The 17,305-nt window shown below is 39.2% G+C and carries 8 protein-coding genes and 1 pseudogene; all 9 read left to right on the forward strand.

From position 1 onward, the window contains the following. Positions 1 to 3,595: pseudogene (locus A2536_09820) on the forward strand (hypothetical protein). Next, positions 3,595 to 4,572 (forward strand): hypothetical protein, encoded by a 978-nt coding sequence (locus A2536_09825; GenBank protein OGF44947.1) that lies wholly within the window; start codon positions 3,595 to 3,597, stop codon positions 4,570 to 4,572. The pseudogene A2536_09820 and the gene A2536_09825 overlap by 1 nt, the downstream one beginning before the upstream one ends. A gap of 108 nt (positions 4,573 to 4,680) precedes the next feature. Then, complete coding sequence (locus A2536_09830; protein ID OGF44948.1) at positions 4,681 to 8,400, forward strand: hypothetical protein; 3,720 nt, start codon at positions 4,681 to 4,683, stop codon at positions 8,398 to 8,400. Between the two features lie 264 nt (positions 8,401 to 8,664). Further along, on the forward strand, positions 8,665 to 10,023 hold the full coding sequence (locus tag A2536_09835) for a hypothetical protein (protein ID OGF44949.1): 1,359 nt from the start codon (positions 8,665 to 8,667) through the stop codon (positions 10,021 to 10,023). A 267-nt stretch (positions 10,024 to 10,290) separates the two neighbouring features. Further along, on the forward strand, positions 10,291 to 11,529 hold the full coding sequence (locus A2536_09840; protein OGF44950.1) for a beta-ketoacyl-[acyl-carrier-protein] synthase II: 1,239 nt from the start codon (positions 10,291 to 10,293) through the stop codon (positions 11,527 to 11,529). Positions 11,530 to 11,570: 41 nt separating this feature from the next. Beyond that, positions 11,571 to 13,217, forward strand: coding sequence for a hypothetical protein (locus A2536_09845; GenBank protein ID OGF44951.1), 1,647 nt, complete (start codon positions 11,571 to 11,573; stop codon positions 13,215 to 13,217). Next, positions 13,218 to 14,543 (forward strand): hypothetical protein, encoded by a 1,326-nt coding sequence (locus tag A2536_09850; protein OGF44952.1) that lies wholly within the window; start codon positions 13,218 to 13,220, stop codon positions 14,541 to 14,543. A gap of 43 nt (positions 14,544 to 14,586) precedes the next feature. Beyond that, positions 14,587 to 15,150, forward strand: coding sequence for a hypothetical protein (locus A2536_09855; protein ID OGF44953.1), 564 nt, complete (start codon positions 14,587 to 14,589; stop codon positions 15,148 to 15,150). A gap of 4 nt (positions 15,151 to 15,154) precedes the next feature. Beyond that, positions 15,155 to 17,230 carry a hypothetical protein gene (locus tag A2536_09860; protein ID OGF44954.1) on the forward strand — a complete coding sequence of 692 codons (2,076 nt, stop codon included), beginning with the start codon at positions 15,155 to 15,157 and terminating at the stop codon, positions 17,228 to 17,230. Positions 17,231 to 17,305 lie beyond the last annotated feature (75 nt).

Raw genomic sequence — 17,305 nt, forward strand, 5'->3', positions numbered from 1 at the left:
AGTAGCCCCTGCGCATGTTTCAGGATTAATTGATATTAGCGTAACGAATCCTATCGGAACATCAGGAACAGTAGCAGCTGATCAGTATACATATTTTGATTTACCTGCAATCACGGCAGTATCCCCAACTTTTGGATCTACAGCCGGAGGTAACACAGTCGTCATAACAGGTACAAGCTTCGCAAGTGTAACGGGAGCGGCGGGGGTAAAATTTGGAGTTACAAATGCATCAAGTTATGTTGTGAATTCAGATACACAAATCACAGCAGTAGCGCCCGCGCATGTCTCGGGATTAATTGATATTAGCGTAACGAATCCTATCGGAACATCAGGAGCCGTAGCAGCTGATCAGTATACATATTATGATTTACCTGCAATCACGGCAGTATCCCCAACGTTTGGATCTACAGCTGGGGGCAACACAGTAGTCATAACAGGAACAAGCTTCGCAAGTGTAACCGGAGCAGCGGGAGTAAAATTTGGAGTTACAAATGCATCAAGCTATACGGTAGATTCGAATACACAAATCACAGCAGTAGCTCCAGCGCATGTCTCAGGATTAATTGATATTGGAGTAACGAATCCAATAGGAACATCGGCAGTAGTGAATGCAGACCATTATACATATTATGATTTACCTGCAATCACGGCAGTATCCCCAACGTTTGGGTCTACAGCCGGAGGTAACACAGTCGTCATAACAGGTACAAGCTTCGCAAGTGTAACCGGAGCTGTCGGAGTAAAATTTGGAGTTACAAATGCATCAAGCTACACGGTAGATTCAGATACGCAAATCACAGCAGTGGCCCCTTCGCATGTCTCAGGATTAATTGATATTGGAGTAACGAATCCAATAGGAACATCGGCAGTAGTGAATGCAGACCATTATACATATTATGATCTACCTTCAATCACGGCAGTATCTCCAACTTTTGGAAGTACAGCCGGAGGCAACGCAGTAGTCATAACGGGTACAAGTTTCGCAAGTATAACCGGAGCAACCGGAGTAAAGTTTGGAATTACAAATGCCTCTAGTTATACCGTAAATTCAGATACACAAATCACGGCAGTAGCTCCTTCGCATGTCTCAGGACTAATTGATATTGGAGTAACAAATCCAATAGGAACATCGGCAATAGTAGCGGCAGATCATTATACATATTATGATCTACCTTCAATCACGGCAGTATCTCCAACTTTCGGAAGTACAGCCGGAGGCAACACAGTCGTCATAACCGGTACGAGTTTTGCAAGTATAACCGGAGCGGCCGGAGTAAAGTTTGGAATTACAAATGCTTCAAGCTACACGGTAGATTCAGATACGCAGATAACAGCCGTAGCTCCAGCGCATGTCTCGGGATTAATTGATATTGGAGTAACAAATCCTATCGGAACATCGGCAGTAGTGAATGCAGACCATTATACATATTATGATTTACCTTCAATCACAGCCGTATCTCCAACTTTCGGATCTACAGCCGGAAGCAACACAGTAGTTATAACGGGTACAAGCTTTGCAAGTGTAACAGGAGCAGCGGGAGTAAAGTTTGGAGTCACAAATGCTTCAAGCTACACGGTAGATTCAGATACGCAAATCACGGCAGTAGCCCCTGCGCATGTCTCAGGATTAATTGACATTGGAGTAACAAATCCAATAGGAACATCGGCAGTAGTGAATGCAGACCATTATACATATTATGATCTACCTTCAATCACGGCAGTATCTCCAACTTTTGGAAGTACAGCCGGAGGCAACGCAGTAGTCATAACGGGTACAAGTTTCGCAAGTATAACCGGAGCAACCGGAGTAAAGTTTGGAATTACAAATGCCTCTAGTTATACCGTAAATTCAGATACACAAATCACGGCAGTAGCTCCTTCGCATGTCTCAGGACTAATTGATATTGGAGTAACAAATCCAATAGGAACATCGGCAATAGTAGCGGCAGATCATTATACATATTATGATCTACCTTCAATCACGGCAGTATCTCCAACTTTCGGAAGTACAGCCGGAGGCAACACAGTCGTCATAACCGGTACGAGTTTTGCAAGTATAACCGGAGCGGCCGGAGTAAAGTTTGGAATTACAAATGCTTCAAGCTACACGGTAGATTCAGATACGCAGATAACAGCCGTAGCTCCAGCGCATGTCTCGGGATTAATTGATATTGGAGTAACAAATCCTATCGGAACATCGGCAGTAGTGAATGCAGACCATTATACATATTATGATTTACCTTCAATCACAGCCGTATCTCCAACTTTCGGATCTACAGCCGGAAGCAACACAGTAGTTATAACGGGTACAAGCTTTGCAAGTGTAACAGGAGCAGCGGGAGTAAAGTTTGGAGTCACAAATGCTTCAAGCTACACGGTAGATTCAGATACGCAAATCACGGCAGTAGCCCCTGCGCATGTCTCAGGATTAATTGATATTGGAGTAACAAATCCTATCGGAACATCAGGAATAGTCGCAGCCGACCATTATACATATTATGATTTACCTGCAATCACGGCAGTATCCCCAACGTTTGGGTCTACAGCCGGAGGTAACACAGTCGTCATAACAGGTACAAGCTTCGCAAGTGTAACCGGAGCAGCGGGGGTAAAATTTGGAGTTACAAATGCCTCAAGTTATGTTGTGAATTCAGATACACAAATCACAGCAGTAGCGCCTTCGCATGTCTCGGGATTAATTGATATTGGAGTAACAAATCCTATCGGAACATCAGGAATAGTCGCAGCCGACCATTATACATATTATGATTTACCTGCAATCACGGCAGTATCCCCAACGTTTGGGTCTACAGCCGGAGGTAACACAGTCGTCATAACAGGTACAAGCTTCGCAAGTGTAACCGGAGCAGCGGGGGTAAAATTTGGAGTTACAAATGCCTCAAGTTATGTTGTGAATTCAGATACACAAATCACAGCAGTAGCGCCTTCGCATGTCTCGGGATTAATTGATATTGGAGTAACGAATCCAATAGGAACATCGGCAGTAGTGAATGCAGACCATTATTCATATTTTGATCTACCTGCAATCACGGCAGTAACCCCAACTTTCGGAACTATTGCAGAGGGTGCAACGGTAATAATTACCGGTTCTGGATTCAACGGAATTATCGGTGCAGGCAGTGTAAAGTTTGGAGAAGTGAATGCCTTGAGTTATACAGTGAATTCAGATACGCAGATTACGGCGATAGCACCTGCGCACGCCGAAGGTAAGGTGCACATCGTTGCAACAAACCCTATAGGTTCATCTCCAACTTCAACAGCTGCGGGTAATCACTATACGTATTTTAATATACCGGCGAAAGATTTAAACGGTGTTAAAGTATATCCCAATCCTTGGAATCCGGCTGTAGCGCCGCAGGGAATTGTGATAGACAAGCTGACGCGGACTGCGGAGATAAAAATATACACCATAGTCGGAGAGTTCGTTGCCTTGCTTAATGAAACGGATGGGGACGGGAAGGTAATCTGGAACGTAAAAAATTCAGAAAACGGAAATGCGGCAAGCGGGATTTACATTGCAATAATTAAAAACGACAGAGAAATAAAAAAAGTTAAAATAGGAGTGGAGAGATAATGATGAAAAACAAGATATTAAATATAGTATTATTTTTCCGGACAATAAATATTTTCCTCTTAAAACAATTGTCGCGGCTTTTAGTTCCCGGATGTTTATTCGCTTTTATTTCAGCAGGTTCGTTATTCGCGGTAAACGGTGCCGGAACAAGTATCGGCACTTTCTTAAATCTCCCTGCGGGAGCAAGAGCCTCCGGGATGGGCGAAGCGTTTACTGCGATTTCTGACGATGCTACAGCCGTTTATTGGAATCCGGCAGGAATGAATTTTATAAGCAACCCTTCGGTATCGCTCATGCACTCGATATGGTTTGAAGGAATGACTTATGATTGGGTCTCCGGAGTTTTTCCTACATCTTTAGGGACGTTCGGAGCGGGTGTTCAATATATGAATTATGGCAGTATACCGGAAACAAATGTGGATGGTTTAGAACTTGGGAGCTATAATCCTGCAGATCTGTCTTTCTCTTTGTCCTATGGGACAGAGATAAGCGGTCTTAAAATAGGTCTTACTGCAAAATATATCTCTCTTAGAGTAAAAAACTATACAACTGCATTTGCGGGAGATTTTGGGTTGATCACTACCTTGAATTTGGCAGGACTAAAAACTAATATCGGAGCGGCAATACATAACTTCGGGATGCAGGCAATCTTTGTTAATGAAAAAGAAAGTCTTCCAACAACCGGAAATATCGGCGCTGCGGTATGGATAATACCGGAATGGACCGTAAGCGTTGAAACTATCATACCTTTTGACAATGTTATTGGTTTTGCTGCAGGGACGGAGTTCTCCGTAAAAGTTGCCGATAATGTTAATCTCATAGGGCGGGCGGGGTATTATTCAAGGTCTAATCTGAATAATATTACGTTTGGTGCAGGCGTAAAAATTGATAATATTTCAGTGGATTATGCTTTTGAACCGTTCGGAGATCTTGGAGATACCCACAGGTTCTCTTTTAACATGCAGTTTGGAAAATAAAGTAAAAAAGAGCTTTAAAACAATATATAAGTCATTGTTCTCTGTATTCTATGTTATAATTAACATATGAATGTGTGTGAAAGATCGGGAGTTAGAATAAATTAATATATGAAAACAAAAATGATAACAACCCCTGTACGTTCAACCTTCCTCAAGAAAACCGATTCATATAATAAAAATCCGTCTTTTCGAATTGCAGGTATCGGTGGTTCTGCCGGCGGGCTCGAAGCATTTCAAGAATTGCTCCAAAATCTGTCTGATTCTCCGGGTATGGCCTTTGTGTTTATTATGCATCTTGCTCCGAAAATAAAAAGCATGCTTACAGAACTGTTGGCCAGGCAAACGAAAATGCCGGTTCATGAAATAAAAAATAAAATGGAAATAAAGATCAATAATGTTTATGTAATACCTCCCGGAATGAATATATCTGTCTTAAAAAGGAGGCTTTTTCTTTCCAAACAAACAGATCCGAAGCATATGCCCATAAATACGTTTTTTGATTCTCTTGCAAAAGAAGAAAAGGATAAAAGTATCGGAATTATTCTTTCAGGAACAGCGGAAGACGGGTCCAAAGGAGCTGAAGCCATAAAAGCCGAGGGGGGTATTGTTTTTGCCCAGGATCAAAAGTCCGCAAAATTCACAGATATGCCGGGAAATGCAGTTAAGGCAGGATGGGTGGATTTTATACTTTCTCCAAAAAAAATAGCGTATGAATTGGAACGCATGGCTAAACATCCGCATCATTCTTTTACAATTAGAACAAAAAGCGCTGAAACGGATGTTACATATAATAAAGATTTTAAAAAAATCTTAGATTTACTGCGCTTGGAAAAGAAACTCGATTTTACCTTTTATAAAATGCCTACTATTAAGAGACGGATATTCCGCCGCATGCAAATGTTAAGAGAGAAAAGTATTAGTAACTACGCAAAATACCTCCGGGGGCATAAAAATGAATTGGACGGTCTTTATGAAGATCTTTTAATAAATGTCACCGAATTCTTCCGTGAACCAAGAGTATTTGAGGAACTTAAAAGAAAGATACTTCCTGCGATCATTAAAACCAAGAAAAAAGATCAGGCAATAAGAGTTTGGATTCCGGCATGCTCTACCGGGGAGGAAGTCTACTCTTATGCCATATGTATTTTTGAGATGCTTGGCAAAAAGCCGGGCGCTTTTCATGTTCAGATCTTTGCTACCGATGTAAGCGAGAGTAGTGTCAGCAAAGCCCGTACCGGTATTTACGGCAAGAATATAAAAGATCATATTTCGCCGGAGCGTTTAAAACGGTTTTTCAGCCGGGAGGGAGATAATTACAGAGTTTCAAAACAAATCAGGGAAATGTGTGTTTTTTCCATTCAGAATATTTTCAGTGATCCGCCGTTTTCCAATGTAGATCTTGTAAGCTGCCGCAATCTTCTTATATATCTTGAGCCGGTCCTGCAAAAAAAAGTTTTTAGGAATATTTATTACGCACTAACGGCGGGCGGCTTTCTCGTTCTTGGAAAATCTGAATTTACCGGTAGTTATTCAAACGGTTTTAGGGTACTTGATAGAAAGAACAGGATCTTTGTAAAAAAGCATATGTCTTCCGGCTTAAAGATAAAATTTGAGCCTGAATTTACGATTCCTGAGAAATTGCAAATAATAAAAAGAAATGATCTGAAAGAAACCGTAGAAATTGACAGCAGGAGAATAGAAAGCCTGGAAGAAAAGGTCAATCGTATTGTGTTAAAAGTATATGCCGAAAGCGGGGTCTTTTTAAACAGCGAAATGGAAGTTGTTCTTTTCAGGGGATTTACAGGCAGGTACCTGGAATCAGGATCGGGGAAGCCGTCTATGAACATTTTCAAACTGGCGAGGGAAGGGATATTTTTGCCTCTCCGTTCGGCTATTTACAAGGCAAAAGAAACAAAGCATACCGTAAGAACATCAGCGGACAGGGTAAAACTTAACGGGCATATTATCCGGGTTAATATAACGGTAATTCCGGTAAAAACGGTGACATTAAAAGAAATAGAATATATGGTGATTTTTGATGAAATTAACAAGATGTCGCCGGAAAAAATACTTCCGAAAACCCGCAAGAAAACCGTGAAAGAAGAAGGTCAGATAGAATCCCTTGAAAGAGAGCTGTCGGAGATGAAAGAATACACGCGGGTGGTTACAGCAGAGCAGGAAAAAGTAAAAGAAGAAATGAAAATTGCCAGCGAGGAAGTACTCTCCGGCAATGAAGAATTACAGAGCACGAACGAGGAGCTTGAAACATCAAAAGAAGAACTGCAGTCCTCAAATGAAGAGTTGATAACTTCAAATGAGGAATTGCAAAACCGGAATGCGGAAGTTGCTCTTTTGAACAATGATCTTGTAAACCTGCTCAGCAGTATTGATATCCCTGTTGTTATGATTGGGGCAGATTTTGTGATAAGGAGAATTACTCCCCAATGCGGGGAAGCGCTGAATATAATTCCCGCTGATATCGGCAGGGTAATAACTGGAATCAGACTTAAAGTTGAGATTCCCGATCTAAAAGGAATAATTTCATCCGTAATGAAAGCGCTTCACACTAAAACGTTGGAAATTAAAAGTTCTGAAGGGAAGTGGTATTCGGTATTTATAAAGCCCTACCGTACATTCGAAAACAAGATTGACGGTGTTGTTCTGATATTTATAGATATTACTGCGAGCAAAAAGGCGCAGCAAATCATAAGTGAAGCCCGCGGATATGCCGAGAACATTGTGGAAACTATACAGGAATCTTTGATCGTATTGGATACGGATTTAAAAGTTATCTCGGCAAATAAGATGTTCTACCGAACGTTCAAAGTCAATCTAAAGGAGACAAAAGGCAGGTTCATTTATGATCTGGGTAACAGGCAATGGGATATTCCAAAACTAAGGCATCTTCTGGAAAACTTCATTCTCAAGGGTAAAAGCTTTAAAGAATATGAGATTGAGCATGACTTTGAGTCGATTGGAAAGAAAGTAATGCTTTTAAGCGGACAGCGCCTTGCCTCTTCTAAGCTTATCCTTATTTCTATCGTAGATATTACCGAAAGGAAGCGCCTCCAAGTAGAATTAAAATCTTCACATGAGAATTTGGATATCAAGGTGAAAGAACGTTCAGCCGAATTGGTCAGGGCAAACTTGCTGTCCGGCATCGGGGTATTTGCTGCAACGATTGCGCACGAATTACGAAATCCTCTCGCTGCCATAAAGGTCGGGATGTATAATATCAGAAAAAAAATAAATGATACCGCAATAGACAGTAATATTGATAATATTAATAAGAAGATCGACGAAAGCAATCAGATAATAAATAATCTTCTGTTTTATGTAAGGATTCACGAACCTCATTATGAAAAAGTAAATATTGATGAAATTATTGAGGAGTCAGTGGGAGTTGCAGAAAGAAGATACGATAAAAAGACGGTTAAAATAGTGAAAAACATAAAAACAAGAGATGTTATAATTGATGCTGATCCGCTCCAGATAAAAGAGGTGTTTAATAACTTGTTAAATAATGCTTTTGATGCCCTGCCTGCTGAAAAAGGAATGATAAAAGTGGAAGTCAAATTGAATGATACAAACTTTATAAAAATAACATTTGCTGACAATGGGACAGGCATAGAAAAAGATATCCTGGAAAAGATATTCGATGCGTTTTTTACGACAAAAGCGAAGGGAACAGGACTTGGACTCAGTGTTTGCAAATATATTGCCGAGATCCACCATGGTAGTTTAACTGTAGAAAGTAAAGTCGGGAAAGGAACAGTTTTTACGATGACCCTGCCTTTAAAAAGAGAAGAATCTGAAAAAAGCCAGTAGAATAATAAAAATTAAGAGTCCCCCCTTTCTTAAGAATTACCCCGGGTATTTAATGCGCAGGAAAGCATAGAAATAGCAAATGGATAGGTTTTCAGGCTTTTAGTTTATTGAAAGTACCTCTTGTATCAGTAAAATCCGATAGTTTTGTAATTTCTATTAGCTTAGACGAATTGCAGTTCAATTCCTCAAAAAGTATTCATAGTAGAAAAAGCACTATTTATCAGGTATAATATTTTCATACCTGAAGAGTTATTGGAGATAGAAATGCCGCAAATATTGATAGTTGACGACGAAAAGAATATCCTGGAAGCCTTTAAGCTCCTGCTGGAAGACAAGTACAAGGTGCTTACTTCTGATTCCGGAAAAGAGGCCCTTAAGATCCTTGATGAGATCGAAGTCGATATTGTTCTGTTGGACATTATGATGCCGGATATGGACGGTCTGGAAGTTCTGGAGAAAATAAAAGAAAAAGATCCTTCCATTGAGGTTGTAATGATTACTGCGACAAAAACTGTTGAAACTGCTGTAAAAGCGATGAAACTTGGCGCGTATGATTATCTGGTTAAACCTGTTGATAAAGATGATATCCTGTTATCTATCCGGCGGATAGTAAATAAAAGGAACCTTGAAAAGGAAAACCTCATTCTTAGATCAGAGATTTCTTTGATCTACAATATATCAAACATGATCGGGGTGAGTGCGGAAATGCAGGAGGTCTTCAAGACAATTGAAAAGGTTTCGGGGAGTGATTCCACGGTGCTTCTTTGCGGGGAGAGCGGTGTTGGAAAGGAATTGGTGGCGAGAAATATTCATTCCAACAGTTTAAGGAAAGATAAATCGTTTGTAGCGGTTAACTGCGCGGCAATACCGAATGAACTTGTTGAGTCGGAACTTTTTGGCCATGAGAAAGGCGCTTTTACTTCCGCTAATACCGCCAATATCGGTAAGTTTGAATTTGCGAATGAGGGTACAATATTTCTGGATGAAGCTTCAAGCCTCTCAATGAACGTTCAGGCAAAATTATTGCGTGTTTTGCAGGAAAGAGAGTTTACCCGGGTCGGCGGAAATAAGGTCGTTAAGGTTGATGTCCGGATCATTTCCTCGACAAATTACGACCTTCAAAAAGCAGTGCAGGAAAAAACTTTCAGAGAAGATCTTTATTACCGTTTGAATGTGGTGCCTGTTAATATACCTTCTTTAAGGGAAAGAAAAGATGATATTATCCCTCTTGCAATGCATTTTCTTCAGGAGTTTAATTCAAAACAGCATAAAAAAATTAAAGGTTTTTCAGATGATGCCCTGAGATTGTTAACATCCTATAATTGGCCCGGGAATATACGCGAATTAAAAAATCTTGTTGAGAGGTTTGTCGTGATGGTTGATTCGGAATTAATAGATGTCTCCGATTTTCCGCTTGAGCTTTTGACTAATTCCGGATCTGGCGGACTTATGAACAGCGGCAAAGAATTAAAACTTCTTAAAGATATGGTGGATGAAGTTGAAAAAGAGTATATTTTTAAATGCCTTAAAAAGAACAATTTCAATCAGACAAAAACCGCCAAAGACCTGGGAATACATAGAAATACTTTGCTTAATAAGATAAAAGAAAAAAACCTCCAGTAAAGTTCAATATTTTTTGCCAATCTCCTCTAAAGATCCGCCCTAATATAATTGGCGGAAGATCTGAATTTTAGGCCCTTGCACAATTCCTGCCGCAGTGCCTGCTGTAATTTGTGTGCATTTTTGTTTCCCTCTGTTTAAACTATTTGATATTTCCTGTCATTATTTCCTGGCACAAATATTGCTTTAATAGTACCTTGAAAGCATCTCCGGTCTTTAAGACGGAGAAAATCATAAGAGGGCTTTTTTTTATGCCCGAAGAGGAGAGCTATGCAAAGAGTAGTTGTAACCGGGATGGGTGTAGTGGCTCCGAACGGTATCGGAGTAAAGGAATTCTGGACCTCGTTAGTTAACGGGGTCTCAAAAGTAAGACAGATAAAAAGTTTTGATGTGTCGGAGTACTCTACCAAGATCGCGGGAGAGGTGGATAATTTTGAGCCCTGTAATTATATGGATCAGAAAAAAGCCAGAAGGATGTCGCGCTTTGCCCAGTTTGCCCTAGTGGCCGCACAAATGGCAAAAGCTGATGCGAAACTTGAAATAAATGAAGACAATAATAGAAGGGTAGGCGTAATAATCGGCACAAGTATTAATGGAATGAAAACAGTAGAAGAACAGGAAATGCGGCTGCTTAGAAGCGGACCGTCTGCTGTCAGTCCTTTCTCTGTCCCGACCGCGATTCCGCATGGAGCGGCAGGGAATCTTTGCGTTGAGTTCAATATTAAAGGAAGAAGTATTACGATCTCAACGGGATGCTCCTCCTCATTAAATGCCATAGGGCATGCTTTTGAGTGTATAAAACTGGGCGTTTGTGATGCCATGTTTACCGGCGGGACGGAAGCTCCGATCACACCGCTAATAATGGGAGGTTTTTGCTCTGCCAGCGTACTTTCAAAAAGAAATGATGACCCGGGAAAAGCAAGCCGGCCTTTTGATAAGCATAGGGACGGATATATCATTGGAGAGGGTTCCGGTATTCTGGTTCTCGAATCTTATGAACATGCTGTGAAACGTAATGCCAGAATTTACGCGGAGATTAAAGGATATGCCAATACCACGGATGCTTTCAGTATGTTTGCTGTTGAGCCGTCCGGTTCGGAAGCCGTGGAGTGTTTTTCCTCTGCCTGCAAACAGGCCGGGATCCGCCGGGAAGATGTTGATTATGTTAATGCTCACGGGAGTTCCTCAAGAGTATCAGACGAAAGAGAAACTATGGTGATAAAAAAATCTCTTGGGGATCATTCTAAGAAAGTAATGGTAAGTTCAATCAAATCAATGATAGGACACCCTCTGGGGGCCGCCGGTTCACTTCAGACCATAGCTTCTATAAATGCCATGACCGAGGGTCTGGTACCGCCGACCATAAATTACAAGGAAAAAGACAGCGTGTGTGATCTCGACTATGTGCCGAATGAGGCCAGGCGGGAAGATGTTAATATTGCTGTAATAAATTCACTGGGCATGGGCGGCAATAACGCCGTACTGGTGATTAAAAGCTATAATAATTAAGAAAATAATGAAAAATCAAAGTCAGGAGGTTTTGTAATCAGATGGCGACAAACAGCATTCTTATCAGCTTTAACGGATATCCTCATTCTATGCGCTCTCTTTATCTTGATAATGGTCTTGCTAATCTGGCTTCATGTCTGCTTAAGGAAGGTCATAGGACGGTGATATTTGATTATTCTACAGTCGGGATAATAAAAGAACTTTTCCCGGACTATCTTCAGAAGAAAAGAGTTGAGATAATGAGACTCGTCAGAAAAGAGATAAAATCAAACAAATGCGTTTCAATAGAGACTATAGAAAGGGTCAGGATCTTTGAGAAAGAAACTGAGAAAGAAAAGGATAATTATATTAAGCGTACCGCTTTTCAGTTATCAGAATATATCAAGAATAATAAAATAGATTTTCTTGGATTTAAGCTATGGAGCGGCGAGGGATTTTATGGAAGCTTGAAACTGGCTTCAGCTGTAAAGAAATTGGTGAATATTCCCATCTTTGGCGGAGGGCCGCAGGTTGACTGGTTTGGTCAATATATATTTAAGGCCACGAGTGATTTTGAAGCCTTGGCATATGGGGAGGGAGAGGAAACTATAGTCAGGTTTGCAGAGTATGTTGAAGAAAAATTGGAGTTAGGACAGATCCCTGGAATTTTGTACAAAGCAAAAGAGAGCATTGTTAGAACGCCTAAAAAATTAATTGAAACTTTTAGTTCTATTCCTTTGCCGGTTTATGATGAAGAGGTATATCCTGCGATTAAAGGAAATAATAAAATCAAAATGGTGAGCTTTGAGGAATGTCGCGGATGCCCGAATTCGTGTAATTTTTGTGTTCATCCCAGAAAAAGCGGCAAGAAATGGAGAACCAAAGATGCTTCCCTGGTTGTGGATGATCTTGAGAAACTTGTAAGTAAGTACAATATGCGTGTTTTTAAGTTTACAGGCTCAAATCCTCCAATACGAAATAAATTAGAGATAGCGAAAGAGATTATTAAGAGAGGGCTTAAGATAAAATATTCAGCTTTTGCTCATGTCAAGGGAATGGACCGGGATGATTATAAGATTCTTAAGCAAAGCGGTTGTCAGGCTCTTCTTTATGGTGTTGAGTCCGGGAGCGATAAAATTCTTAAAGAAAGTGCGAATAAAAACTTCAATGGCAGTGATATTGAGAAAGCAGTGAAAGATTGTCAGTCTGCAGGAATAGCTTTTTTGGCAAGTATAATAGTCCCTCAGCCGTTTGAAACAGAAACAACATTACAAGAAACAGTTGATGTTTTAAAAAGAGCCAAACCGGATCTTGTTTTTGTAAGCGCCCCTATATTGGAGCCGGAATCAAGTTGGTCGATCAATAATGAAAAATTTGGTTTCGAAATAAAAAATAGGGAGGAATTGTTCTATAAGGAAATGATCTATACTATGAAATATTCTTACCCTGTTTTACTTTGGGATGATATAGCTGAATATAAATTGAATGGAAAAACCCTTAAAGAAATGTTTCTTCAGGCGGAAGGTTTTACAAGAAGGTTATCACAAGAAGGTCTTTCATCTTTTGGAAGCGATGACATGTATCTATTATCAAATTCTATGAATACGGATATGAGAGCAGTTCTAAGTGAAGTTCAAGAAAGTTTATCAATGGCCGATCATGAAAAAATGCAGGAATTAGCAAATAATATCAATGAAAGGATAAAATAAGTGAAGATACTCCTGATACAACCGCCTAAAACTGATAATAGTATGAGTATGATAGATATGTCCTTGACCGAACCGTTGGCCTTGGAGATCTTAGCATCATGTTTATCTGAATATGAAGTGAAACTTTTAGATATGAGACTGGAAGACGATCTTGAAACAACGCTTAATGATTTCAAACCGGATATAGTCGGAACAACTGCATTTACTGCCGAAGTTTATAAAGCATCAAAGGTGCTTGAGTCTGTAAAAAAGTTCGATCAGGATATCCTGACAATTATAGGCGGCCATCATGCTACATTAATGCCTCAAGATTTTGATAAAAAATATATTGATATTGTGGCAATAGGCGAAGGGGAACATATCATTAAAGAAATAGTAGAGGCAAAGAGTAAAAAAACAGGATATGAAAATATTAAAGGAATTGCTATAAGGACTGGCAGCGGCTTAAAATTTACTAAACCGCGTACCGGTATATTAGACTTAGACAGTCTGCCGTTTGCTGATAGACAGATCTCAGCGAGGTATAGAGATAAATATTTTAGAGGGACATGGAAACCTGCTGCGGCTATTTACTCTTCAAGGGGATGTCCTTTTAGATGCGATTTTTGTGCGATGTGGAAGGTGTTTAAAGGGAAGTTCAGAATAAGGACAGCTGCGAAACTTGTAGATGAGCTGGAAACCATCAATGAAAAATTCATCAATTTTTCCGATGATAACACTATACAGAATGTGAAGTATGCGGAAGAAATATATTCGGAGATCAAATCCAGGAATATCAAAAAAACATATAAACTTTATGGAAGATCGGATACCATTGTAAAGCATCCTGATATTATTGAAAAATGGAAAAGCATCGGAATGGAGTTGCTTCTCATCGGTCTTGAGGCTTTTAAGGATTCGGATCTTAAAGCAAGAAATAAAAACAATACTATTAAGAACAATGAGGAGGCAATAAAAATACTGCATAAGAATAAAGTAGAAGTAGTTGCTTATTTTCTCGTTGATCAAAATTTTACAAAAGAAGATTTCAGGGATCTGTCTTTATATGTGGAAGGAATGAATCTTTCTCATCCTGTGTTTACAGTCTTAACGCCGTTTCCGGGAACAGATCTGTACGAAAAGAGATTTAAGGATCTTACCACTAATAATTACGAGATGTTTGATATATTTCATTCCGTTTTACCTACTCGTATGCCGCTGCCGGAATTTTATGAGAATTTTATTAATCTTTATAGAAAAGCTTATTTAAAAAAAGGCAACAATTTTCTCAGTGAAGATATGGTGAACGCAATGGTTAAAAAGTTCATAGATGTTCATCATTTATAATGAAAAATATTTCTGTATATTGTATACTTTAGGAGGGTAAATTATGCGAATAAATCTATTTGTATGGATCATTGTCGGTATCAATTTGATTGTCAGGATTCTCGAAACAATATTGCCTGGTAAGACAAAACAAAAAGGAAAAATAACCGCAAAATGGATGCTAACCTGTTTTGCTGTAAGCGGGATAAGCGTTTATGTCTTAGGTATCAGCGAGTTTGTTTTGCGTGTAAAAAATGCAAAAATAATGTTTGTTGTTATTGGAACAGTACTTGTACTGATAAGGATCTTTTTAAAACACTGGGCGACTAAAACACTCGGAAGATATTGGAGCATGCAGATAGAAATAAGAGATGATCAGAAGCTTATAACTGACGGACCGTACAGATATATCAGGCATCCTGCATATTTGAGTACTTTGCTTGAAGCTGTAGGAGTGACAATTATGTTGAATGCATATTATACTCTGACAATTTTCTGCATTATGTATTTGCCGATAATGATCATACGGATAAATTTGGAAGAGAAAGAATTATATAAAAAATTTGGAAAGGAGTTTATGGATTACCGTGCAAAAGTACCGGCAATATTGCCGGTAAAATTCCTATAAAATAATGGTTTATAATTATTTTGCTTTGATAACTTTTATTGCCAATATTCTTCTGGCTTTGTTTGTATATTTCAAAAACCCCAAAAGAGAAATAAATATTGTTCTCAGTTGTCTTGCTGCGATATTATCTGTATGGTCATTGATTATATTTGCTGCAAGATTTTACTATAGTTTAGATGCCGTAATAACAGTAGCAAAGATAAATTTTTTGATGATGACATTAGGAATCTACATGTTTGTTCATTTTGTAGAAATATTTCCGAATAGCTCCATAAAGACCAAAAAATATTTATTCTATTACATGATCCCGATCCCTGTAATAATTCTTTTTATTATTTCTCCATATTTTATTACCGGTGCAAATTATGTGCCGGGTGAAGTAGATCTGAAAAGAGGGGTTGGCTATACAATATGGGCCATATATTTTATTGTATACTTGTTGATAGCTATTATCAGGTTGTTTGTTAAATATAGAGTTATGGAAAGTTTGCAGAGGTTGCAGACAAAATACGTTCTTATGGGTTCATTTATAATGATAATAGGTGCTTCCACGACAAACATCTTATTGCCGCTTATAAAGATAAATACGTTTACAAATTACGGACCCATGTTTACCTTGCCGTTCATCGCGATGCTCGGGTATTCCATAATGAGGTACCGCCTGCTTGACATTGCTATCTTCATCAAAAAGAGTTTGGTATATTTTGTGCTGGTCACTTTTATTACCTCCGTGTATATATTGATGCTCCTCCTTACCCAAAATGTATTTTCAAAAGCGCATATTTCTGTTTCAATATTTGTATCTCTTTTATCGGCTGTGTTCATCGCAGTCACGATGGATCCGTTAAAGGATCTGATAGGCCGCTGGACCGATAAAATATTTTTCAAAGGCAAATACGATTATTACAAGGTGCTTAAAACACTTGTGCAGACGCTGAACTCTGTCGTAAAGGTTGATGAACTTCTTGTGAAAGTAATAGATACAATCACGGCGGCTATGAGGCTTGATTATACTGCAATATTTATTTTGGAGAGAAGTACGAATGCATTTGTCGCGAACAGGAGATCAAAGGACGGAATTGCGTGGTCAGGCCGTATTGATCATGAGGATCCCCTTGTAGCGTATATTTCGGAAAAAAATGACGCGTTGGTATTTGATGAACTCGAATATTTGATATCCGACAAAGCACATTGCGTAGCTGTTAAAGAATCTTTTATCAGCCTAAAGGCAAAGGTCATCATTCCTATTGTCCTCAAAGAAAAGTTGATTGGATTATTTGTTCTTGGTGGAAAAAAGTCAGATGATATTTTTACACAGGAAGACATTGATCTTCTGGATATGATTTCACATCAGATTTCTGTAGTTCTGGAAAACACTAATCTTTATGAGCAGATGCTTAATACTGCAAAACTTGCTCTCGTAGGGACCATGGCGGCAGGTATGGCGCATGAGATCAGGAATCCTTTGACATCTATGAAAGCTCTTATCCAGATGCTTCCGGATAAACATGCCGACAAAATATTTATTGACAAATTCAGCGCCATAGTAGGAGAGGAAATTAACAGGTTGAGTCACTTGACAGAAGATCTGCTCAGTTTTTCAAAACCAAAACCTCATAAATATGGACAAGTCAACATAAACGCTGTTGTTGAAAAAGTAGTTGATCTGTTTGAAATGCAGATAGGCAGGAAAAAAGTAAATATTAAATTAAAACTGGGTACTACGATCATTATATATGCCGATGAGGAACAGCTGACACAGATATTTATGAACATGCTTTTAAACGCAATGCAGGCTCTTGGCGATCTGAAGGAGATATCTATCGAAACAGGTTCTGAATTAAGCGAGAATCTGCTCAAATATACGACCGTAATTATCAGTGATTCCGGTGTTGGAATTCCTGAGCAAAACCTGGAGAGGATCTTTGACCCTTTCTTTACCACAAAGAAGGAAGGCACCGGGCTTGGTCTTTCTATATGTTTAAAGATAATACAGGAGCACAACGGTTTTATCAGGGTTTACAGTAAAGTAAACGAGGGTACCAGTTTCAAGATATTCCTTCCGGCTTTTCATTCGTAATTCAGACTGTGTCGCAATTAAATTACTAACATGATATAATATGGCATATTCACTCCAAAGGAGCAAGCCATGTAT

The sequence above is a fragment of the Candidatus Firestonebacteria bacterium RIFOXYD2_FULL_39_29 genome, assembly GCA_001778375.1.
Lineage (GTDB): Bacteria > Oederibacteriota > D2-FULL-39-29 > D2-FULL-39-29 > D2-FULL-39-29 > D2-FULL-39-29.